General features: G+C 60.4%; 16 protein-coding genes. 10 read left to right on the top strand and 6 right to left on the bottom strand.

The genetic code is table 11. The features are described from left to right. Positions 1 to 4: 4 nt before the first annotated feature. Together fghA and BLO49_RS10175 are read right to left on the bottom strand one after the other, a co-directional pair. Positions 5 to 859: an S-formylglutathione hydrolase gene (gene fghA / locus BLO49_RS10180; protein ID WP_090647897.1), complete on the bottom strand. Its 855-nt coding sequence runs from the start codon at positions 857 to 859 to the stop codon at positions 5 to 7. A 295-nt stretch (positions 860 to 1,154) separates the two neighbouring features. Continuing rightward, positions 1,155 to 2,264 carry an S-(hydroxymethyl)glutathione dehydrogenase/class III alcohol dehydrogenase gene (locus BLO49_RS10175; protein WP_090647895.1) on the bottom strand — a complete coding sequence of 370 codons (1,110 nt, stop codon included), beginning with the start codon at positions 2,262 to 2,264 and terminating at the stop codon, positions 1,155 to 1,157. Between the two features lie 249 nt (positions 2,265 to 2,513). Between BLO49_RS10175 and BLO49_RS10170 the strand changes: the two genes are divergently transcribed. Beyond that, positions 2,514 to 4,187, top strand: coding sequence for a methyl-accepting chemotaxis protein (locus BLO49_RS10170; RefSeq protein ID WP_090647892.1), 1,674 nt, complete (start codon positions 2,514 to 2,516; stop codon positions 4,185 to 4,187). A gap of 238 nt (positions 4,188 to 4,425) precedes the next feature. Here BLO49_RS10170 and BLO49_RS10165 read toward each other — a convergent pair whose 3' ends face one another. Next, a complete protein-coding gene (locus BLO49_RS10165) occupies positions 4,426 to 5,034 on the bottom strand; it encodes a glycoside hydrolase family 19 protein (protein WP_090647890.1) in 609 nt (202 codons plus the stop codon). A gap of 179 nt (positions 5,035 to 5,213) precedes the next feature. Here BLO49_RS10165 and BLO49_RS10160 point away from each other — a divergent pair, with 179 nt between their 5' ends. The 5 genes from BLO49_RS10160 (at position 5,214) to BLO49_RS10140 (ending at position 13,125) form a co-directional block, all read left to right on the top strand. Then, entirely contained in the window at positions 5,214 to 7,559 is a 2,346-nt protein-coding gene (locus tag BLO49_RS10160) for a glycoside hydrolase family 31 protein (protein WP_090648303.1), read from the top strand. A 13-nt stretch (positions 7,560 to 7,572) separates the two neighbouring features. Then, complete coding sequence (locus BLO49_RS10155) at positions 7,573 to 9,093, top strand: carboxylesterase/lipase family protein (protein ID WP_090647887.1); 1,521 nt, start codon at positions 7,573 to 7,575, stop codon at positions 9,091 to 9,093. An 18-nt stretch (positions 9,094 to 9,111) separates the two neighbouring features. Further along, positions 9,112 to 9,576 (top strand): YdeI/OmpD-associated family protein, encoded by a 465-nt coding sequence (locus BLO49_RS10150; RefSeq protein WP_245678974.1) that lies wholly within the window; start codon positions 9,112 to 9,114, stop codon positions 9,574 to 9,576. A 70-nt stretch (positions 9,577 to 9,646) separates the two neighbouring features. Continuing rightward, positions 9,647 to 11,662 carry a phosphocholine-specific phospholipase C gene (locus tag BLO49_RS10145; RefSeq protein WP_090647885.1) on the top strand — a complete coding sequence of 672 codons (2,016 nt, stop codon included), beginning with the start codon at positions 9,647 to 9,649 and terminating at the stop codon, positions 11,660 to 11,662. A gap of 26 nt (positions 11,663 to 11,688) precedes the next feature. Continuing rightward, a complete protein-coding gene (locus BLO49_RS10140; protein WP_090647883.1) occupies positions 11,689 to 13,125 on the top strand; it encodes an ArnT family glycosyltransferase in 1,437 nt (478 codons plus the stop codon). A gap of 228 nt (positions 13,126 to 13,353) precedes the next feature. On the opposite strand, the gene BLO49_RS10135 is transcribed toward BLO49_RS10140, so the two are convergent. Then, complete coding sequence (locus BLO49_RS10135) at positions 13,354 to 13,788, bottom strand: OsmC family protein (RefSeq protein ID WP_090647881.1); 435 nt, start codon at positions 13,786 to 13,788, stop codon at positions 13,354 to 13,356. Positions 13,789 to 13,923: 135 nt separating this feature from the next. Here BLO49_RS10135 and BLO49_RS10130 point away from each other — a divergent pair, with 135 nt between their 5' ends. Further along, positions 13,924 to 15,180: a spinster family MFS transporter gene (locus BLO49_RS10130; protein WP_090647878.1), complete on the top strand. Its 1,257-nt coding sequence runs from the start codon at positions 13,924 to 13,926 to the stop codon at positions 15,178 to 15,180. A 75-nt stretch (positions 15,181 to 15,255) separates the two neighbouring features. Here BLO49_RS10130 and BLO49_RS10125 read toward each other — a convergent pair whose 3' ends face one another. After that, positions 15,256 to 15,831: a lipid-binding SYLF domain-containing protein gene (locus BLO49_RS10125; protein WP_090647876.1), complete on the bottom strand. Its 576-nt coding sequence runs from the start codon at positions 15,829 to 15,831 to the stop codon at positions 15,256 to 15,258. A gap of 213 nt (positions 15,832 to 16,044) precedes the next feature. Here BLO49_RS10125 and BLO49_RS10120 point away from each other — a divergent pair, with 213 nt between their 5' ends. Both BLO49_RS10120 and BLO49_RS10115 read left to right on the top strand, forming a co-directional pair. Continuing rightward, positions 16,045 to 18,156, top strand: coding sequence for a right-handed parallel beta-helix repeat-containing protein (locus BLO49_RS10120; protein ID WP_181444858.1), 2,112 nt, complete (start codon positions 16,045 to 16,047; stop codon positions 18,154 to 18,156). Then, entirely contained in the window at positions 18,153 to 19,673 is a 1,521-nt protein-coding gene (locus tag BLO49_RS10115) for a rhamnogalacturonidase (protein ID WP_090647873.1), read from the top strand. Before BLO49_RS10120 ends, BLO49_RS10115 begins: the two co-directional genes overlap by 4 nt. 109 nt (positions 19,674 to 19,782) lie before the next feature. On the opposite strand, the gene BLO49_RS10110 is transcribed toward BLO49_RS10115, so the two are convergent. Further along, a complete protein-coding gene (locus BLO49_RS10110; protein WP_090647871.1) occupies positions 19,783 to 20,517 on the bottom strand; it encodes a FadR/GntR family transcriptional regulator in 735 nt (244 codons plus the stop codon). 288 nt (positions 20,518 to 20,805) lie between these two features. Here BLO49_RS10110 and BLO49_RS10105 point away from each other — a divergent pair, with 288 nt between their 5' ends. Further along, positions 20,806 to 21,945, top strand: coding sequence for a mandelate racemase/muconate lactonizing enzyme family protein (locus BLO49_RS10105; protein WP_090647868.1), 1,140 nt, complete (start codon positions 20,806 to 20,808; stop codon positions 21,943 to 21,945). The last annotated feature ends 139 nt before the right edge of the window (positions 21,946 to 22,084 follow it).

Below are 22,084 nucleotides of genomic sequence, written 5' to 3'. Positions count from 1 at the left end.
ATCCTTACCGCAACCGTTCGCCGTGGAAGGCGATATGGTCGTCGATAAAGCTCTGGATGAAATAATAGCTGTGGTCGTAGCCTTCATGGTAGCGCATCGTCAGTTTCTGGCCGGCGGTGGCGGCGGCCTGTTCCAGGAGGTCCGGCATCAGTTGCTTTTCCAGAAACGGATCGCTCAGGCCCTGATCGACGAGGATATCATCGAACGGCGTGGCCATACCCTTCGCCATCAGGATGGCGGCGTCGTGGCGTTCCCAGGCGGCGTGATCATTGCCGAGATAGGCAGCGAAGGCTTTTTGCCCCCAAGGCGCGCGGCTGGGTGACGCAATCGGCGCGAAGGCCGAGACCGACTTGTAGAGATGCGGATGGTTCATGGCCAGGGTGAGCGCACCATGTCCCCCCATCGAATGACCAGATATGCCGCGGCGCTTCGGATCGGCCGGGAAATTGGCCTCGATACCGGCGATCAGGTCTTGCGTGATATAGGTTTCCATCTGGAAGTTGGGCTTCCACGGCACTTGCGTGGCATCGATATAGAAGCCGGCCCCCTGCCCAAGGTCGTGGGCTTCGTCATCGGCGATCGTGCCGCCGCGCGGGCTGGTATCGGGTGCCACGATGATCAGGCCCAGTTCCGAGGCCTTGCGATAGGCGCCGGCCTTTTCGGTGAAATTGTTCGCCGTGCAGGTAAGGCCGGAGAGCCAGTAAAGCGTGGGGAATGGCGCGTCGGTGCGGACCTCGGCCACATCGGGCACGAAGATGCTGGCGCTCATGCTCGACTGTGTGGCGGCGCTGTCATGACGGATGAAATAGAGGATGCCGTCATAGACGCGGTGCTGGGAGATAAATTCCACTGAAAACATTCCCTTGGTCCCTGTTCATGATGAAGCAGCCTCAGATGCGGAACCATCATCGTGGTGCGGACAGGCGAGGCTGTCAGTTGGGTTTACGCGAACGGAAAGCTAAATTTCAATAAAATACGGAGGGGGATGAAGCATACTTCAGTTGTTTGTATCCTCCCCTCTTGGAGGGGAGGTGCCGAGCAAACGAAGTGCGTCGAGGCGAAGGGGTAAAAGCCACAAACTTAAACACGCGTTATTACCCCTCCGTCACGGACAAGCCGTGACACCTCCCCTCCAAGAGGGGAGGATTAAATCTTTAGAACACCACTACGCTGCGGATACTTTCGCCGGCGTGCATCAGGTCGAAGGCTTCGTTGATGCGTTCCAGCGGCAGGGTGTGGGTGATCATCGGGTCGATCTCAATCTTGCCGTCCATGTACCAGTCAACGATCTTCGGTACATCGGTGCGGCCGCGCGCGCCACCAAAGGCAGAGCCCTTCCAGACGCGGCCGGTGACCAGTTGGAACGGGCGAGTGGAAATTTCCTTGCCGGCCTCGGCCACGCCGATGATGATGCTCTCGCCCCAGCCACGATGGCAGGCTTCCAGCGCCTGGCGCATGACCGTGGTATTGCCAGTGCAGTCGAAGGTGTAATCCGCGCCGCCATCGGTGAGCGCCACCAGGTGCGCGACGATATCGCCTTCGATTTCCTTTGGGTTGACGAAGTGGGTCATGCCGAAGCGCTCGCCCCACTCTTTCTTGGAATTGTTGATATCGACCCCGACGATCTTGTCGGCACCGACCATTTTGAGGCCCTGGATGACATTGAGGCCGATACCACCGAGGCCAAAGACCACCGCATTGGAACCGGGCTCCACGCCGGCCGTATTGACCACGGCGCCGACGCCTGTGGTCACGCCGCAGCCGATATAGCAGGCCTTGTCAAACGGGGCGTCGTCACGGATCTTGGCCAAGGCGATTTCCGGCAGGACGGTGTGGTTGGCAAAGGTGGAGCACCCCATATAGTGATAGATCGGCTGGCCATTGTAGGAAAAACGTGTGGTACCGTCCGGCATCAAACCTTTCCCCTGAGTGGCGCGGATGGCAGTGCACAGATTGGTCTTGCGGCTCAGGCAGGATTTGCACTGGCGGCATTCCGGCGTGTAGAGCGGGATGACGTGATCGCCGGGCTTGAGGGTGGTGACGCCCTCGCCCACTTCGAGCACCACACCCGCACCTTCATGGCCGAGGATGACCGGGAAGATGCCTTCTGAGTCCAGCCCATCGAGCGTATAGGCGTCGGTATGGCAGATGCCGGTGGCCTTGATCTCGACCAGCACCTCGCCGTAGCGCGGCCCTTCCAGGTCGACCTCGACGATCTCCAGCGGCTGGTTGGCGGCAAAGGCGACGGCGGCGCGGGTCTTCATATGGAGGCTCCTTAAATTCAGTGCGGCCTTTGTGCGAAGCTTTGCCGCTTTTGACAAGAGACTATGCGCCTCATGCAGGGAATTATCGGCGGCTATTGACCTTAGGGAAACCCACAAAGGCTTGCACACCTTCGGGTAGCCATTTTTCGCAAACGCGAGACAATCCTTAAGAGCGACGGTTAGAGTCCATTAACCAGAGTCGGGGTAAAACTCCCTTATCATTCAGACGGATGAGTATTGGAGTACCACATGACCATCAAGGCGCGCATCCTTGCCCTCGTTGCCTGTTTCGCCCTTATGGCGGCGGCCATTACCGGCCTCGGGCTAATGACAATCAATGATTACAACCACATGCTGCAAAGCGCCGACCGGGCGCAGGACAATGCCTATAATGGCGAGCACCTCAACCGCCTGGTCACCGGCGTGGTCATGGATTCGCGCGGCGTCTACATGTCGAAGGACACCGCCGAAGCCTCCAAATTCGCCGATGGCGTCGACAAGCAACTGGACGATATCGACAGCCTGATGAAATCCTGGAAAGCCGGCATGAAGGCGGGTGAACTGCCGGAATTTGCCGCCGTGGAAACCAAGGCCAACGAGTTCATCACCCTGCGCCGCGAACTGGCGCGACTGGGCCGCGAAGCCACGCCGGCCGATGCCAGCGCACTGGGCAATAACGATGCCAACCGCGAAAACCGCAAGGCTTTCCAGGCCACGATCGACGCCATGGTCAAACACATCAAGAGCGATGTGACCGCCTCCAAGGCTGACATGGCCAAGTATAAACAAACTCGCGTCTGGCAGTTCCTGCTGATGGCCGCTACGGGCACCCTGCTTCTGGTTGCCGCCTCGCTGTGGGTCGCTGTCCGGTCGATTTCGCGCCCCCTGCACCACGTCACGGACAGCGTCATGCGTATCTCCGAAGGCGCCTACGATACCGCCGTGCCGGACGCGAAAGGCCGCGACGAGATATCCTCGCTGTGGCGCTCGATCCGCACTTTGCGCGACAGAGCTTTGGAAGGCGAAACCCTGAAGGCGCACCAGCAGGAAGAGGAAATGCGCATCGCCGAGAATATGCGTGATGAACGCAACCGCATCGCCACCGAGTTCGAGCACAGCATGGGCGAACTGGCCCGCCGCTTCGCCGCCTCGTCGCGCACCGTCGCCGACTCGGCCAAGAGCCTGACCCATGCCGCTGATGATGCCGCCGCGCGCGTCCAGTCGGTCAATACCGCCGCGGTAGACGCCGCCAATAATGTCCAGAGCGTTGCCGCCGCCACCGAGGAACTGTCGGCCAGCGTCAACGAGATCAACGAGCAGGTGACCCGCACCTCGCAGGTCACCCGTACCGCCGTCGAGGAAGCCGCCAAGACCGAGGCCGCCATCCAGACCCTGAGCACGGCCGCCCAGCAGATCGGCGAGGTCATCAACCTGATCCAGGCCATCGCCGCCCAGACCAATCTGCTGGCGCTCAACGCCACCATCGAATCCGCCCGCGCCGGTGAAGCCGGCAAGGGTTTCGCGGTGGTCGCCTCCGAGGTCAAGCAACTGGCTCAGCAGACCGCCAAGGCGACCGACGATATCCGCAACAAGATCGGCGAGATTCAGTCGGCGACCAATGAGACCGTGTCCAGCATCGATACCATCGTCAAGACCATCGAGCAGATCGGCGGCCTGACGACGGCCATCGCCGCCTCGGTCGAGCAGCAGGGCTATGCCACGCAGGAAATCGCCAGCAACACCAACCGCGCCGCCGACGGCACCCGCGAGGTCACCGGCCATATGGCGGGTGTCGGCGATGCGGCCAGCCAGACCGGCGAAGCGGCGCAGGCCCTGCTGGGGCTTTCCTCCGATCTCGAAACCCGCTCGGAAGACCTGCAACACGAGGTCATGGCCTTTGTCGGCCGCCTGCGCGCGGCGTAAAAAACTCACTACAGCTTTACGGAAAAGCCCGGTCAGTTCCGCTGACCGGGCTTTTTCTTTTCCGCCATAGGCTTCATCCATCGGCGATAGCGGTAGCGTGGGATGACCAAGGACATCTGTGTAATCTGTGGATCACAAAACGAACCCTATCGCCCGCTGCGACGACAGCCAGAAGGGTATCCACAGATTACGCAGATATTCATGGCGAAGACACGCTACCGCTATCGTCGGAGCCCGTTCAAACCTGGAGCGCCGCATAGAATGCCCTGGCATAGCCCGCGATCTTGTCGGCGCAATCGACGCCGTTGATGATGCGGCGGGCGTTTTTCCAGTCGGTGGTTTTGGCATTGAAATAACGCCCCAGACCGGCACCGCTGAACCAGCCGCCGATCATACCTTCATAGAGGATGCGCGCAGCGATCTCAGGTTCCAGGGCGCGTTCGGGATGCGCCAGCAGGTCGATGCCGATCAGGTCGCCGATGCGGCGGTAATTATTGGCCCAGGTCAGTTGGACATAGCCACGCCCGCAGTATTTCACACCGTCGCCGGGATGGACATTTCCGTTTGCCAACGCCAAAGCCGCGCGTTTTGGATTGGGGCTTTGCGGATCGTACATATAGGTGAAATACCGCACCCCGCCCTGCTCGCTTACCGGCTGCATGGTAAAGCCGGTTTCATGACAGGCTGTGGCCAGGGCATAGGCCAGCCACCGAGTATCCTCACCTGAATGGCGTGTCTCCCAGGCATCAAGCAGATGACTCAGGCCTTCCACACGTCCGGCCAGCAGCTTTCCGGCAAAAAGCGAGACACGGACCTGGTCAAAAAATATCTTGCGGTCAATAGGCATGAATGCTCCGATAAAGCCTCAAGTCTATGGTCGCCGGTTTAGCCGGTGAAAACTTTGTCTCCCTGTTTTCATGTCCGGCGTTTTGTATGATTATTGGACTTGACGAGTCCGCAGGCAGAGCTTAGCCGTGACTTAAATGATAGCGCTATCAATTGCGCACTGACATGTGGGAGAAGATCATGCGTCACCTTTTAAAAACGGCCCTTTTTGGCGTGGCCTCGGCCCTGGCACTGGCCACAGCGGTATCCGCCGCCCCGCTTTCCACGCTCGATCGCAACGGCGCCTATGTCTCGGTGGAAGCCTACGGCCCGAACATCGTCCATGTCACCATTGCCGTGGATAAGGCCGAAACCCTGAAAGGTCCGGGCTACGGTATCCTGGCCGATCACGCCGACAACGCCGCCTTCAAACAGACGAGCGATGCCAACGGCGATACCTTTAGCTCCAATGGCCTGACCCTGCACGTCAATGCCGCGCCGGCGCCTCATGTGCCGACCCAGGGCGAGAAGTATTTCGCGCCGTCCCTCGCCCCGGTGGCCTTGCAAATCCAGAATGCCAAGGGCGAGACCGTCCTTTCCATGAATAGCTGGGAAATGTCGCCGCACGAGGTCAATGGCGAGCAGACCTACCAGGTCGGCGCCGCCTTCGCCGCCCCGGATGGCGAGCACTATTACGGCATGGGCCAGAACCAGGAAAGCTTGAACGATCTCGATCTGCGCGGCCGCGTGCTTGATTGCCAGCACTGGTATGACGCACCCGCCGGCGAACAGGTGTGCGTGCCCTTCATGGTCTCCTCAAAGGGCTACGGCATTGTCTGGGACAACCCCTCGCAAACCCGTTTCATCGGTGGCGTCAACGGCCGCCTCGGCTTCCAGTCCAAGGTCGGCGAACGCGTGTCGTTCTTCGTCATCACCGGCTCGACGCCGGAACAAATTTACTCAGGCTATGCCCGCCTGACCGGCAAGACGCCGATCCCGCCGAAGTCCGCCTTCGGCCTGATCCAGTCCAAGGCGCGCTATGACAGCCAGGACGAAATCCTGCGAGTCGCCAATACCTACCGCGAAAAGAAGTACCCACTCGATATCATGGTGCTCGACTGGTTCTACTGGACGCGCATGGGCCAGATGGACATCAATCCGGCCGAGTTCCCCGATCCGGATGCCATGAACAAGCAACTGCACGACATGGGGATGCAGTCGATCGTCTCTATCTGGCCGCGCTACGAGACGGCCGGCCGCTATTTCAACGAACTGGACCACAAGGGTTTCCTGCTCAAGGACAAGGATGGCAAGACGGTCGATGGCCTGCCCTTCCGCTCCGACCGCACCGGCGGCCTGATCGATGCCACCAATCCCGAAGCCCGCAAGTGGTTCTGGGAACACGCCCGCGACAATATTCTGAGCCACGGCTTCGACTATCCGTGGCTGGACGAGACCGAGCCGGACCTGGTGCCGGACGGCAACTTCTTCTCCATCGGCTCCGGTGACCGCTACCATAACGTCTTCCCGCTGCTGCACGTCGAGGGTGTGGCCGAAGGAATGCGCGAATGGAAGCCGAACAAGCGCGTGCTGATCCTGTCGCGTGCCGCCTATCTCGGTTCGCAGCGCACCGGCGCCCTCTTCTGGTCGTCCGATATCAACCCGAGCTGGGAAGCGCTCCAGCGCCAAATTCCGACCGGCCTGAACATGACCGCCTCGGGCATCGCCTACTGGGGCAATGACATCGGCGGCTGGCAATGGTTGCCGCAGACCACCAGCTTCACCGGCACGCCGCTGCTCGATCCATCGGATGCGCGCGAGACGGTGGGCCAGAACAACGACTATCCGGAACTGTTTACGAGATGGTTCCAGTACGGCACCTTCCTGCCGACCTTACGCCTGCACGGCGATCGCAAGCACACCGAAATCTGGGCCTTTGGCAAGCAGGCAGAGGCGATCCTGGCTGATTACGACAAGCTGCGCTACCGCCTGATCCCGTATCTCTATTCTTCGGCCAAGACGACCTATGACACCGGCGCGCCCTTCATGCGCGCCCTGTGGATGGACTTCCCCAATGATCCGAACGTCGCCGATATCGGCACGCAATATATGTTCGGCCCGGCCTTCCTCGTCGCCCCGGTGACGAAGCAGGGCCAGACGGAAAAGGACGTCTATCTGCCGGCCGGCGCCGACTGGTACAACTACTGGACCAATGAAAAGCTGACTGGTGGCCAGTGGATCAAGGTGGCCGCGCCGATCAATCAGATTCCCGTGTTTGTGAAGGCCGGCTCGATCGTGCCGGTGGGTTCGGATATCCAGTCAACCGCCACCAAACAGACCATCACCGCGCTTAAGGTCTATCCCGGCAAGGATGGCGATTTCACGCTTTATGACGACGACGGGGTGAGCTACGACTACGAAAAGGGCAAGGGGGCTGTGACCACCACCCTGCACTGGAACGACGCCACGCAAAGCCTGACCGCCTCCGGTTCCGATAAGGCGTTCGCCAAGTCGGCCCCGTCACTGGTTCAGGTGATCGCCAAATAAACAGGGTACGGATATGCGAGTCCTGAGTAGCTTAGTCTGTCTTGGGCTCGCCTGTCTCGCGGCCCCGGTATCGGCGCAGCCGACCCCGCCGGTTTCCGTGACCGGCGGGCAGATATCGGGCAGCGATAATGGAGAGGTGCGCACCTGGTTTGGCGTGCCCTTTGCCGCCCCGCCAGTCGGGAGCTTACGCTGGCAGCCGCCGCAGCCGGTCGTGCCATGGCAGGGCGTTATGGAGACGACTGCGTTCTCCCCGGCCTGCCGCCAGACCGTGACCTGGATCAGCAATCCGCAGAGCGAGGACTGCCTCTATCTCAATATCTGGGCGCCGGAAAAAGCTGAGAAGCTGCCGGTTATCGTGTGGATACACGGCGGCGGCTATTTCGGCGGCACCGGCGCGCAACCGCTCTATGACGGCACGCGCCTGACGAAAAAAGGCGTGATCGTCGTCACGATCAATTACCGTCTGGGGGTTTTCGGCTTCCTGGCCACGCCGGAACTCTCCACTGAGTCCCCGGTCCACGCCTCTGGTAATCAGGGCATCGAAGACCAGATCGCCGCGCTGCAATGGGTGAAGGCCAATATCGCGGCCTTTGGCGGCGATCCGGACCGTGTCACCATCATGGGCGAATCCGCCGGCGCCAATTCTGTGGCCGTGCTGGTCGCTTCACCGGCCGCCAAGGGGCTGTTCCAGCGCGCCATAGCCGAAAGCGGCAATTACAGCGTGCCGCTTGATCCCGGCGAAACCGCCCGTGCGGAGCGAACGATGGCCGAGACTGAGGGGCAGGCCTTCCTCAAGGCCCAAGGCGCCAATAGTCTTGCCGACCTGCGCCGCATGGATGCCGATAGCCTGATCCGCCAGACCTGGGCGCCGCGCGTCATCGTCGATGGCCATGTGCTGCACGAGGATATGACCACGACCTATCGTCACCACCGGCAGAACGATGTGCCGATCCTGGTGGGGTGGAATGCCGACGAGGGCAAGGATCTGGCGCCGGAAATCCTGGCGACCGGCGATTTCACCGCCGCCAATCACAAGGTGCTGGTGGAGAAGCTGCTCGGCCACGCGCCGTCCGATGCCCTGCTGACGGCCTATCCCGGTAAGACCGATGCGCAGGCCCCTGCGTCCATCAATCAACTGACCACCGACTGGTGGGGCTGGCGGATGTGGTACTGGACTTCGCTTCAGGCCAGGAATGGCCTGCAAAAGCCGTACCTCTACTATTTCATCCATTCGCCGACCGAGCCGGCCACGCCCTGCGGCTATGGCTGCCAGGCCGGCCATGGCGCGGAAATTCCGTTTGTCTTCGACCAGCTTGATCAGGACCCGCGACCGTGGAACGCCGAGGACCGGCAACTGGCCGACCGGCTGGCGACCTATTGGAGCAATTTCGCCAGGACTGGCGATCCGAATGGCGCGGGTCTGCCCACCTGGAAAGCCTTCGATGGTTCGAATGCCTCGGTTTTCCGCATCGGTAATGAGGATGAAATCAAGCGGCGTGACGCTATGCCGGATTTTAGCCTTTTTAAACAATGATAAAAGAGGGAAGCCGCAGTGGAAAACACAGAAAATACCACGACAACTCTGAAATTCCGCACCGTCGTCGACCGGCCTGAAGCCCGTGATACAGCGGGCATCGTCGTACCTCCAGAAATCGTTGAAGCGCTGGGCAAAGGCAAGCGGCCGCCAGTGAGGGTAACGATCAATGGCTATACCTATCGCTCGACCATTGCCGTCATGGGGGGCCGCTATCTGTTGCCGCTCAGCATGGAAAATCGCAAGCCTGCGGGTGTCAGTGCGGGTGATGAGGTCGAGATACACCTGGCGCTGGATACAGAAGTCCGCACGGTCGAAGTGCCGGACGACCTGGCCGCCGCCCTGGACGCGGCCGGCAAACGTGATGCCTTCGACACACTGGCCTTCACCTACCGCAAGGAACATGTCCGTTCCGTCACGGAGGCCAAAGCGGCCGAAACCCGCGCCCGCCGCATTGCCAAGGTGTTGACAACTCTCAATTAAGGCGCGGCCTTGATAAAACCGTCATGACTGGCTGATATGCCCCGAAAGAAAAGTCTTCAGGGGTAATGCCATGACCATCGATCGCCGCCGTTTCCTTCTGTCCAGCGTTCTGGCTTCAGCGCTTGGCGGCCTGCCGGCTTCGATCGCCCGCGCGCTCGATATCCCCGCCGATAATCGCACCGGTACGATCATGGATGTGCAGCATGTCGTCATCCTGACCCAGGAAAACCGCGCCTTCGACCACTATTTTGGCACGCTCTCCGGTGTGCGCGGCTTCTCCGACCGCTTCCCGATCCCGACCGTCAACGGCACCGTATGGTCTCAGCCCAATGAACATGACAGAAAGCACCTGATAGCGCCGTTCCGCTTCGATACGGTGCAGGATTTCAAATATATGCGCGCGGAAGGTACGCCGCATAATTTCGTCAATGCGCAGGATGCCTGGGACTTAGGACGGCTGGATAACTGGCCCGGCGCCAAGCGTAATCACAGCCTGGGCTATTTCACGCGCGAGGATATCCCTTTCCAGTTCGCCCTGGCCGAAGCCTTCACGCTCTGCGACGCCTATCACTGCGCCATCCATGCCGGCACCAATCCGAACCGTCTGTTCATCTGGACCGGCACCAATGATCCTTCCGGCACGCATCACGGCCCGGCGATCGACAACGGCTATGATAACCTGAAATCCGATCCGCAGGGCCACGGCGGCTATGAATGGGTCACCTATCCGGAGCGCCTGACCTCGGCCGGCATAAGCTGGCAGATCTATCAGGATATGGACGACAACTTCACCGACAATCCCCTGGCCGGTTTCAAGCTCTACCGCATGGCCGATACGTCGAAATCCGCCCCGCTGGCGGACCTGGCGGCGCGATCTTTGCGCACCCGCGCGCTCGACAAGCTGAAAGAGGATGTGCTGGCCGATAAACTGCCGCAGGTGTCGTGGATCGTCGCCACGGCGGCCGGGTCCGAGCATCCCGGACCGTCCTCGCCAGCGCAGGGCGCGGACTATACCGCCCAGGTGCTCGATGCCCTGACCGCGAACCCCGCCGTGTGGGCCAGGACGGTTTTCCTGATCAATTTCGACGAGAATGACGGCTATTTCGACCATGTGCCGCCGCCCTCCGTGCCCGCCAAGCACGACGGCGTCGCCTATGGCGAGAGCCAGATCGACACCAGCGGCGAATACCACAATGACAAGGACTGGAAGGACCGGCCCTATGGCCTGGGGCCGCGTGTCCCGATGTATGTCATATCGCCGTGGAGCAAGGGCGGTTTCGTCAATTCGCAGGTCTTTGACCACACCTCGGTCATCCGTTTCCTGGAAACGCGCTTCGGCGTGCATGAGCCCAATATCAGCCCGTGGCGCCGCGCCGTCTGCGGCGATTTGACGACCTGTTTCGACTTTGCCAATCCGAATGCCGACGCCTTCTTCCAGACCTTGCCGGCGACCGCCGCCACGGCGGAACGCGCCCGCAAGCTGAGTGGCCAGCCCACACCCAAACCGCCGGCACAGATCACCCCGCCGGTCCAGGAAAAGGGCCAGCGGCCGACGCGCGCCCTGCCATACGCCTTTGAGGCCAATGCGGCCACGAAACCCGGTTTCGTCGTCCTCGATCTGGCCAATCAAAGCCCTGAGACCGCCGTGGTCTTCCATATCTATGACCGCCTGTCGCCGGCCTCGCCACCGCGCCGCTATACGGTCAAGGCCGGCGGGCAACTAACCGCCCTGATTCCGGCGGGCGAGACTTACGACCTGTGGCTCTACGCCCCGAATGGCTTCCACCGCCGCTTTGCCGGCAAGACGGGCGTAGCGGTGCCTGCGCAATGGCACGGCAACAGCCTGACATTGACCGGCGAAGGTCAGGTGGTTCTCCGCGACGAAGCCTATGGCCAGCCGGAACGAACGATCACCTTGTCGGCCGGACAACCCCAAACCCTGCCGGTCGATCTGACGAGCCAGTGGTACGACATCAGTGTCAGCGGAGACGGCTTCAGCCATCGCTTCGCCGGCCATATCGAAACTGGCCAACCCTCTATGACCGATCCGGCCCTGGGCGGCTCGGCGGTTATGAAGCTTGTCTGATTGGGCGAAACCGGCCAATAAGGCGCATGAGCCTGATTGACCGCCTCCGCCGCCTTCCCTACCTGCCTCTGCTTGCCGCGCTGATGATCCTGCGGCTGATCACGGCCGGAAGCGCCGGGCTGGTGCCGGACGAGACCTATTACTGGCTGTGGGCGCAGCATCCGGCCTTTGGCTATTATGATCATCCGCCGATGGTGGCCTGGTGTATCGGCACCTTTACCGGACTGTCCGATGCCGCCCTGCTGGTGCGCCTGCCGTTTGTGCTGAGCTTCGCGGTTCTGAGTTGGCTGATCCATGACACCGGCAAGACCCTTTTCAATGAGACCGTCGCCCGCCGTGCGTTGTTGTGGCTCAATGCCTGCCTGCTTTTGAGCATCGGCTCCGTTGTCGCCACGCCTGATCCGCCGTCGGTGCTGATGTGGGCCGGCGGGCTATGGGCACTGGCGAAATTGCAGGCCACCGGCAAAGGCCATTGGTGGCTGGTATTCGGTCTTTTCGCCGGACTGGGTGTCGAGGCCAAATATACCAATTTCTTTCTTGGCCTAGGTGTGCTGGCGTGGTTCCTGCTCGACAAGCCGGCGCGGAAATGGCTGCTGACGCCGTGGCCGTGGCTCGGCGGCGTGGTCGCCTTGGTAGCCATGGCACCCAACCTGATGTGGAACGCGCAGCACCACTGGATCACCTTCGCCAAGCAGTTCGGCCGCATCGAAGGCGCGCACCTGACGACGCAATACCTGCTGGAATTCCTGATTTCGCAACCCCTGCTGCTCAATCCGCTGATCTTCGTCTTTGTGGTTTTGGGCGTGAGGGCGTGGTGGAAAAACCGCGACAGTTCGTCTCTGGCCCTGCTGGTCGCCCTGCCCCTGCCCTTGCTGGCCTATATGCTGGTCCATGTCTTCCATGACCGCATCCAGGGCAATTGGCCGGCGCCGATCTTTCCTGGTCTCGTCCTGCTCGCGGCTGTGGCAGCAGATGGCGGCAAGTTTGGCTGGGCGCGGAAGTGGGCCGCACCGTTGGGCATTGGCTTGAGCGCGCTGGCACTTATCGTCATGGCCCTTGGCAATGTCCTGCCACAGCAAAGCGGTACGGCAGCTCTGGGGCTCGGCTGGAAAAAACTCACTTTCGATATCGCTTCTAAACAAGCTGAGACAGACGCAAAGTGGATCGCCACCACCGATTACAATACCCAGAGTGAACTCAGTTACCACGGGCAGTTTCAATGGTACGGCGGGGTTTATCCCATGTCGGAACGCGACCGTTACGACTGGCCGCAACCGGCTATGACAGACCGCGCTCTGATCGTGGTCAATGCCAGCCATACGCCCGATCTTGCCCGATGCTTTACCGATCTGCACGACGTCGGCACGGTTTCCAGATTGAAAAAGCTCGGCAAGAAGTCGGATTTCCGACTCTATACCGGGCTTCTGAAGTCTGCGGACTGTGAAGTGGATCAGGAAAAATGAACCACGAATGGACACGAATTTACACGAATAAGAACGAGTGACTGATGACCAATGGGCGGCCATCTCTTATCCTCCCCTCTTGGAGGGGAGGTGCCGAGCAAGCGCCGACCGCAGGTCGAAGCGCGTCGAGGCGGAGGGGTAAGGATGGCAGCCTGCATCATCACATGCAAATAATGCGGCCCTGAATCTTATTCGTGTAAATTCGTGTCCATTCGTGGTTCAAGACTCTTAAAGCAACGTCGCCTCAAGCGTGATCTGCACCGATGACAGCGCCTTGGAGACCGGGCAATTGGCCTTCGCACCGGCGGCGATGGCATCGAACTGATCTTTCGAGATGCCGGGGATTTTCGCCGTCAGTTTCAGCGTGATGCCGGTGATGGCAAAGCCGCCTTCGACCGGATCGAGCTTTACCGTGGCTTCCGTATCGATGCTGTCGGCCGTGAAGCCCGAAGCACCCAGGGCAAAGGCCAGAGCCATGGAGAAACAACCGGAATGGGCCGCGGCGATCAGTTCTTCCGGATTGGTGCCGGCCTGGCCGTCGGCATTTTCAAAGCGGAGCTTGAAGCTGTAGGGCTGGTTGTTGAGCACCTTGCTCTGCGTGGTCAGGCTGCCTTCGCCCTGCTGGCCATTGCCGGCCCAGTGGGCCTGTGCGGTACGGATCATGCGAAACTCTCCTTTGCGGTGAAATGCGCCCTTTTCTTACGCCCGCTTATGCGACAACTCAATGAACCTTCCCGTTTTCCTTTGTCGAAATCGGCGGCAGCGCCTATGAAGGCGGCAAAGATGGGGAGACGGACCATGTCATCGGAAACCATGCCTGCGAAAGGCCGATCGTTCACGCTGTTTTTGCTGATCATTGTCTACGCGCTGAACTTCCTCGACCGGCAGATATTGAGCATCCTCAAGGAACCGATCGCGACCGAACTGCACCTCAATGACGCGCAACTCGGCTGGATGGGCGGCCTGGCGTTCGGCATGCTTTACAGCATCCTCGCCATTCCGGTGGCCTGGCTGGCGGACCGGTATTCCCGCGTCTGGATCATGACGGCGTCCCTGGCCATCTGGTCCGGCTTTACGGCGGTGTGCGGACTGGCCATGACTTTCCCGCAAATGTTTCTGGCGCGCATGGGGGTCGGCATTGGCGAGGCCGGCGGCGCGCCCCCGGCCTACAGCCTGATCGCTGATCTTTATCCACCCAAGCAGCGCGCCCGCGCCCTGTCGGTCTATTCGCTCGCCATTCCTATCGGCAGCGCGGCCGGTATTCTCTTCGGCGGTCTGATGGCGGCGGCGGTCAACTGGCGCTGGGCGTTTCTGGTCATCGGCGGACTGGGCGTGCTGATGGCGCCCCTGTTTCGCCTTCTGGTCAGGGATCCGGTGCGCGGGCAGTTTGATAAAGCCCCCGCCGCGCCCCTGTCGTTCGGCCAGGTCGCCGGCCTTGCCTTCGGCAAGCCGAGCTTCTGGCTAATGGCGTTTGGCGCGTCCTTCGCCTCTCTGGTCGGCTACGGTTTCCTGTACTGGTTCCCCACCTTTCTGGCGCGTACCCTGCACATGGATATTGTCAGCCGGTCGGAACTGTTCGCCGGCGCTTTCCTGATCAGCGGCATTGTCGGCATTCTGGGGGGCGGGATATTAGGCGACAAACTCGGCCCGGACCGCAAAGGCGCCTATCCGCTGATCCCGGCTTTTGCCTTTGTGTTGTCGGTGCCGCTCTATGCCCTGTGCGTCATGGCGAAGACGCCGCATGAGGCCTTTTTGCTGATCCTGATTCCGCAGGCGCTGGCTCTGATGTGGTTCGGCCCGCTGGTAAACGCCATACAGCATCTGGGGCCGGCCTCGGCGCGCGCCCAGATGGCGGCTTTGTTCCTGCTCATCACCAATCTGATTGGCCTGAGCGCGGGCCCCTATTTCTTCGGCAAGGTGTCGGACCTGCTCAAACCGGAATATGGCGCGGACTCGATCAAATGGGCCTTCGTGATTGGCCTGGGCTTCTATCTGGTGGCGGCGGTTTTGTTGTTCTTCGCGTCTAAGACCATCCGAAAGGACTGGGTGGAGTAAGCGGATATTTTGTAAAAAAAGCCCTCCGATCGGGGGACACCGGAGGGCTCATGAACAGGATCAAGTCTGTTTAAGCTATTGCTTGATCCTGGATATCTTGGTGCCTTCGATGGAGACACCGGCCATCAGGCCCTTTTGATCGAAGATGAAGGCATAGGCGTCGTCCTTCAGGGTCGAGGTCGAGAGGTTGCGCGCCACACCCTCATCGACCACCACCACGGTCGGGCCGACGCCGATTTCCAGGCCCGAACTGTCCTTGAGATATTTTACGGCGCTGTCGGTCATCAGGAAGACGGCATAGCCGTAGGATTGCGCCCCGGCTTGAAGTCCCCACGAACCGGAGAAGGAATTGTAGTAATCCGCCACACCGCCATTCATCAGCAGTTCGCCTTCGCCATAGGCGCCGCCGAAAACCAGTCCGGCCTTGACGATGCTGGGGAAGATCAGAATGGCCTTGGCTTTCGAGCCGATCAGCTTGGCCGTCGGGTTGCCGGCATAGAGCGAGTTCAGCGCGGCCTGAGAATCGGCGTTGATATCGGCCTTGGTGGCGGCCTCGGCGGCCTGCGGGATAACGGCCGGCACCAGAGCCGTGGTGGTCAGGGCCAGGGCGAGGGCAAAACCGCCGGCTTTGAAGGTGGGGAATTTGAACATATTCAATACCTCAGATGATAAGGCTGTGAAAAGCCTGGTGGCTTGATGTCCCCTCTTTATCGCCGGCGTGATGAGGCTTTCCATTCGGGGCGTCGGGGCAAAAAATCAGGATCAGGTAAGCTTTTGTGAAGACAAACGCACCCTTGACATATGATGTATTATGTTTGAAAAGTGGTGCATAAAACAAAAAACACAGTCCCGTGGGAGTGGATAATGCCAATAGACCGTCGCCTAACCCTTATTGCGATACTCGCCCTCACCGCCTTGCCGGCCCATGCCCAGACACGCTGGGAACATCCGCGCAGCGAAGTCCACGTTTCCCCCAAAGGCGATGACGCAGGCGATGGCTCGGCGGCGCATCCGTTCAGAACCCTGCCGCGCGCCCAGACTGCCGTGCGTCAGCTCAACACCACCAGCGATGTGGCCGTCATTCTGGCTGAAGGCACCTATCCGCTGACGGCGCCGCTCGTCTTCACCCAGGCCGATGGCGGCCAGAAGGGCTTTACCGTCACCTGGCAGGCGGCGCAGGCCCATCCGGTCCTGTCCGGCGGCGTGCCCGTCACCGGCTGGCGCGTCCATGATGCCAAAAAGCATATCTATGTCGCCGATGTGCCGAAGGGGGCCGACAGCCGCCAGCTCTGGGTTAACGACACCCTGGCCGAACGGGCCCAGATCGAACTGCCGCGCGAGGCCGTCACCTTCACCGAAACCGGCATGGTGCTGAAGGACAAAACCTTCGCGTGGCTGGCCGGCTTGCCCGATCAGCACCGTATCGAAATCGAAAGCCAGGGCTTCTTCACCTCGCGTTTCTCTCCGGTGGAACGCATCAGCGGCAACACGCTCACCATGCAGCAGCCGGCCTGGGCCAACAATATTTGGGGCTATGACAGCATACCCTATCCGTTCCATCCGGAATGGTCGCATCTCTATCTGCAAAACAGCCTGGCCTTCCTGACGAAAGCCAATCAGTGGTATCTCGACCCCACCGCCGGCAAGCTCTATTACAAGCCGGCCGATGGTATGGACATGAAGCAGGCGAAGGTCATCCTGCCGCGGCTGGAGGTGCTGGTCAGCGCCGCCGGCACGCCCGAGGCGCCGGTCACCGACCTGAAATTTTCCGGCCTGCAATTCTCCTACAGCTCATGGATGGGGCCGTCCTCACCGGAAGGCTTCGCCAGCCAGCAGAGCGGCTCCTTCCTGACCGGCCGGGCTGCGGCCTATCCGAAGAATGTGCTGGAGGTCTGCAAGACGGGCTGCCCGGAATTCGAGACCGTGCGCGACAAATGGCACCAGACGCCGGCGGCCGTCCAATTCGCCGCCGCCCAGCATATTGTGCTTGAAGGCAATGTCTTCGCCCATCTCGGCCAGTACGCGCTCGGCATCGGCAATGATGCCAATGCCAACCTCACCGGCCAGGGCCTGGCGACGGCCGATATCGTCGTCTCGCGTAATGTGTTTACCGACCTAGCCGGCGGGGCCATTTCCTCCGGTGGCGTGCTTCCGGACGCGCATCACCCATCGAGCGGCAACCTGACCAACCGTCAACTGGTGATCGACAACAACCTGATCCAGAACGTCAGCCAGGACTACAAGGACAATTCGGCCATTCTTTCCACCTATGTGTGGAATACGGTGATCACCCACAACGATATTTCCGGCGCGCCTTATGACGCGATCGACGTCGGCTATGGCTGGGGCTATGTCGATGCCGGTGGCAATCCCAACTACCGCACCCGCCAGCGCGGTTATGACGCCGTGGCCCAGGGCGGCGGCGGCCAGCCGGTATACGAGACCCCGACCACGCACAGGGATGTTTTTGTCGGCTTCAACCGCGTCTACAAGGTCAAGCAGTTGTTCAATGACGGCGGGGCGATCTACAATCTCGGCGCCTGCCCGGACTGTGTCTTCGCCGAAAATCACGTCTTCGATATCGGCGACCGCATCGCCCTCTATTTCGATGAAGGTTCGCGCGGCATCCTGGCGCGCAATAATGTGGTGGAAGACGCCGGGGTCTGGCTGAATATCAATACGGCGCGTTCCGCCCTGCCCCTGCGCACCTCGGTCAATAACACCGCACGCGGCAACTGGCACAACACCAGCAAGACCGGCGGCATCTGGACGGCTTATCAGGAAGACCTGATCCTCGATGACCACCTGATCACTGACGGTCAGTGGCCCGTTGAGGCGAAACAGGTCATGGCCAATGCCGGCATCATGCCGGAGGCCGGACCGGTGGAATTCGGCGCCGTGAAACCGCTGGCGCGTCCAGCCGGGCTGCCGAAACCGGATGGTTCGCCGGTCGCCGAAAAGACGCGCAAGGAATGATCCGTCGCTCATTGCTCACCGGCGCGGCGGCACTGTTTGCCCTGCCTGCTCTCGCGGCACATGGACTCTTTGACGTCCGCGAGTTCGGCGCGCGCGGCGATGGCGTCACGCTCGACAGCCCGGCGATCAACAGGGCCATTGCCGCCGCCCGCCAGGCCGGTGGCGGCACGGTGCTTTTGCCCGCCGGGCATTATCTCAGCTTTTCACTGCGTCTGTTTGATAATATTACACTTTTGCTTGCCGAAGGCTGCGTGCTGGAGGCTGCCGATCCGGCGGTCCACAAAGGCGGCTATGATTTCGCCGAGGCCGATATACCGGAGCAGTTCCAGGATTTCGGCATCACCCAGTTCCATTGCAGCCTGATCTATGCCGATGGCGCCGATCATGTCTCGATCATCGGACGCGGGATGATTTTCGGCAAGGGCTTGCGGCGTGAAGATCCCGGCGCGCGCTGGCATGGCGTCACCGGCTGGATTGCACCGCGCAATGCCGACCCGAAGGAAATCGCCATGCAGGGCCAGGGCATCCGTGCCATCGGCCTTAAGAACTGCCGCAATGTGCTGGTGCGTGACGTGACCATCCTGCAAGGCGGGCATTTTGCCTGTCATCTGCTCGGCTGCACCAATGCCACGATCGATAATATTAGCATCGATACCAACCGCGACGGCATCGATATCGACTGTTGCCGCGATGTGCGGGTGAGCCATTGCCAGGTCAATGCCCCGCATGATGACGGCATCGTTGTCAAGTCCAGTTATGCACTGGGCCGTAAGGTTGTCTGTGAGAATATCAGCATAACTAATTGCCAGACTTCAGGTTTTGAAACTGGCTCGGTGCTTTATGGCAGCTATCGCCTGTCGGATTATCGCTCGGTCGATGATATGGGCGTGCTCGGCCGCATCAAGCTCGGCACAGAGAGCAATGGCGGCTTCCGTAATATCCTGATCAGCGATTGCGTTTGTGAAAACACGCGTGGCATTCTGGTTGGCGTGGTCGATGGCGGCGTGCTGGAGGATGTTGTCGTCTCGAACATAATCTTACGCAATCCGGTCAATCATCCGCTGTTCGTCAGGCAGGCGGCGCGTTTGCGGGCGCCGGAAGGCACGACGGTCGGGGCCTGCCGGCGGGTGCGTTTCGATAATATCCAGGTGTCCGACGCCGATGGCCGCTATCCGTGCGGCGTTCAGGGCATTCCCGATGCTCCGGTCATGGATGTGAGTTTCTCGAACGTGCATGTCGTCAGTTCGGGCGGCGGCACGGCGGAAGACGCGGCGCGGACGCCGAAGGAAAAGCGCGAGGCCAGCCTGGAGGTGAGCTTCATGGGCACCTTGCCCGCCTATGGTTTCTATGGGCGGAATGTGCGGGGCCTGAATATCAGGGACTGCACCTTCGACGTTGAGACACCCGACGCCCGTCCAGCGATCATGCTGGATGATGTCAAAGGCGGGCGGATTGAAGGATTTGGCGCTAGTCAGGTTGTTCGGAGGAATAGTTCGGACGTTTTTACGTCTTCCTGAACCGACGCGGGAAATTTCCAGCCTTAAGGCAGATAGTAGCCGGCAAGCGCCGCAGGTACTAAAGTACCTGCAAGCGCAGACTGCGTACTAAATGCCCAAGGATGGGAATTTACCTAAGACTAGTTGGCCGGCGCTTTTTCCACGACCCTTCGATATGGTCACGCATGGCCCTGGCCGCCGCCTCGCCGTCATGCTTCAGGATTGCCTGATAGACCTCGGTGTGAGCGGCATGGGTTTCGCGGATGTGCTCAACATTTAGTTTACCTGAATAGTTTAGGTTTTTCAGAGCCTTGCCCTGAATACTGTTGATGATGGCTTCACTGAGCTTATCGCCCGAAATCCGCATGATGATATCATGGAATTTCACATCCTCATGAACATAGGCCGCCGGGGTCTGGATCAGGCTTTCCAGCTTTTCCATCTGGGCGGTGAGCTCGGCTATATCCTCATTCGTCGCCTTCTGCGCCGCCTTGGACGCCATGGACGATTCGAGCGTGACGCGGATCTCGACCAGATTATCAAGATAGGACAGGCCGTCGTCACGCTGGAAAAGCGCGCTCAGCACCATCGGATCGAGCAGGCTCCAGTGCGAGGAATCCTGCACAATCGTGCCGCGTCCCTGCTGCGACACCACCAGCCCCTTTTCGGTCATGGCCGTGGTCGCCTCGCGGATGACGGTGCGGCTGACCTCGAACATGTCGCACAGCACGTTTTCCGGCGGCAGGGCCGAACCGGCCGGATAGACCTCGGTCACGATGGCGGTCACCAGGTCTTCAACGACAGCGACGGCCAGGCGCGGACGGCGGCGGGCATTACGGGCGGAAAAGGCAGCAGTGGTATTCAAGCGTCTTACCTCAAAAGTCGATTCTTGGTCAGCGTAACACGGATCGCGCAAATTCGCAGGGATTTCGCCCGATGCCTTCACCACGCGCATTCAGCATATGTCATATATTTTTCAAAGCCTTGCAAGTCTTATTGCAAGGCAATTCAAAGGCTTATTATTACAAACCCAAGAGCCGCCCAATTCAGCCCTTGCCAAGCTTAACCGCCAATGCTAATTTTCATCATACATATTATAACTCCACATCGCGGGATTTACCGTCTGTGGCGGCGTTGACGAGAAAGACCACAGATGAAGATTACCGGCTATCGCAGCCTCACCACGGTCCATGACTGGGGCCGGCCGATTGGTGATGTCAACGGACTGGTGCGGTCCGGCATTACCGATGTGCCGATCCTGCTGCTGGAAACCGACAGTGGGCTGACCGGTGTCGGGCTCGGTGCCCATGGCGATATCGCACGTGTTTTCCCGGCCGTGGAAGGTGAAGATCCGCGAGCCGTTACAACGCTTTATGACCGGATGCTCGCTCATGTGTTCAAGAGCGGCCACGCCGGTGCCACCTATGGCGCCATCGGTGCAGTCGATATGGCGCTGTGGGACTTGAAGGCCAAGATGGCCAATGAACCGCTGTGGCGGACGCTGGGCGCACGCGACCGCTTCGTGCCGGGCTATGCCTCCGGCCTGTGCATGGGTCTGGAAGACGATGCGCTTTACGCCCTTTATGGCGAATGGGCTGATCGCGGCTACACCTCCGCCAAGATCAAGGGCGGCCGCGACATCGAGCGCGATATCCGCCGGATGTTGGGGGTCCGTGAAGTCCTGAAGCGTAACAGCCCGCGCCCGGCTATTATGTTGGATGTCAATGAATCCTGGTCGCGTAAGCAGGCCGTACGTCATATCGCCGAGATCGAACACCATCTTGACCTGACCTGGATCGAGGAACCGGTTCGCCGCTGGGATGCCGAGGGTCACGCCGTCATTACCCGTGCTTCAAAGTGCGCGGTGGCGACTGGCGAGAACCTCACGGGGCTTGATCAATATCTGCCGCTTTTCACGGCCGGTGCAGTGGATGTCGTCCAGGCCGGCATGGTGTGGGGCATCACGCATTTCAACCGTGTTGCCGTGGCCGCTCATGCCCATAACCTGCCGGTCTCGCCGGTAGGTTATAACGGCAATCCGGTGGCCCATGCCGCGGCGGCTGTTCCCAATCTGCTGACGGTAGAGGTGCAGGACTGGAAGGTGCCCTACGGCCTGACAATCGACCAGGAGATTGCCGACGGCGGTGTTGTTTTGGGCAATGCGCCTGGCCTCGGTATCGAGATCGACGAGGCGGCGATTGCCGCCAAGCGCCAGTCCGGGCAGTGGAATGTCACCGGCGGCCCGCATGTGCGGCCAAGCCGTGCGGGTCTGAGGCTGGTGCCGGAAAATTAGAGAGAATCCACAGATTGCACAGATTAACACAGATTTTTCAGGGCTTTGAGCGTCGAGGTTCAGGGCAGACTTCCACGTATCGGGCGCGAAGCGCCGCTTAATCTGTGTTAATCTGTGCAATCTGTGGATTCCCTTTTCT

This window comes from Asticcacaulis taihuensis (assembly GCF_900100255.1).
Lineage (GTDB): Bacteria > Pseudomonadota > Alphaproteobacteria > Caulobacterales > Caulobacteraceae > Asticcacaulis > Asticcacaulis taihuensis.
The sequence above is the reverse complement of the archived record's forward strand: the minus strand, read 5'-3'. Positions and strand labels throughout refer to the sequence as shown.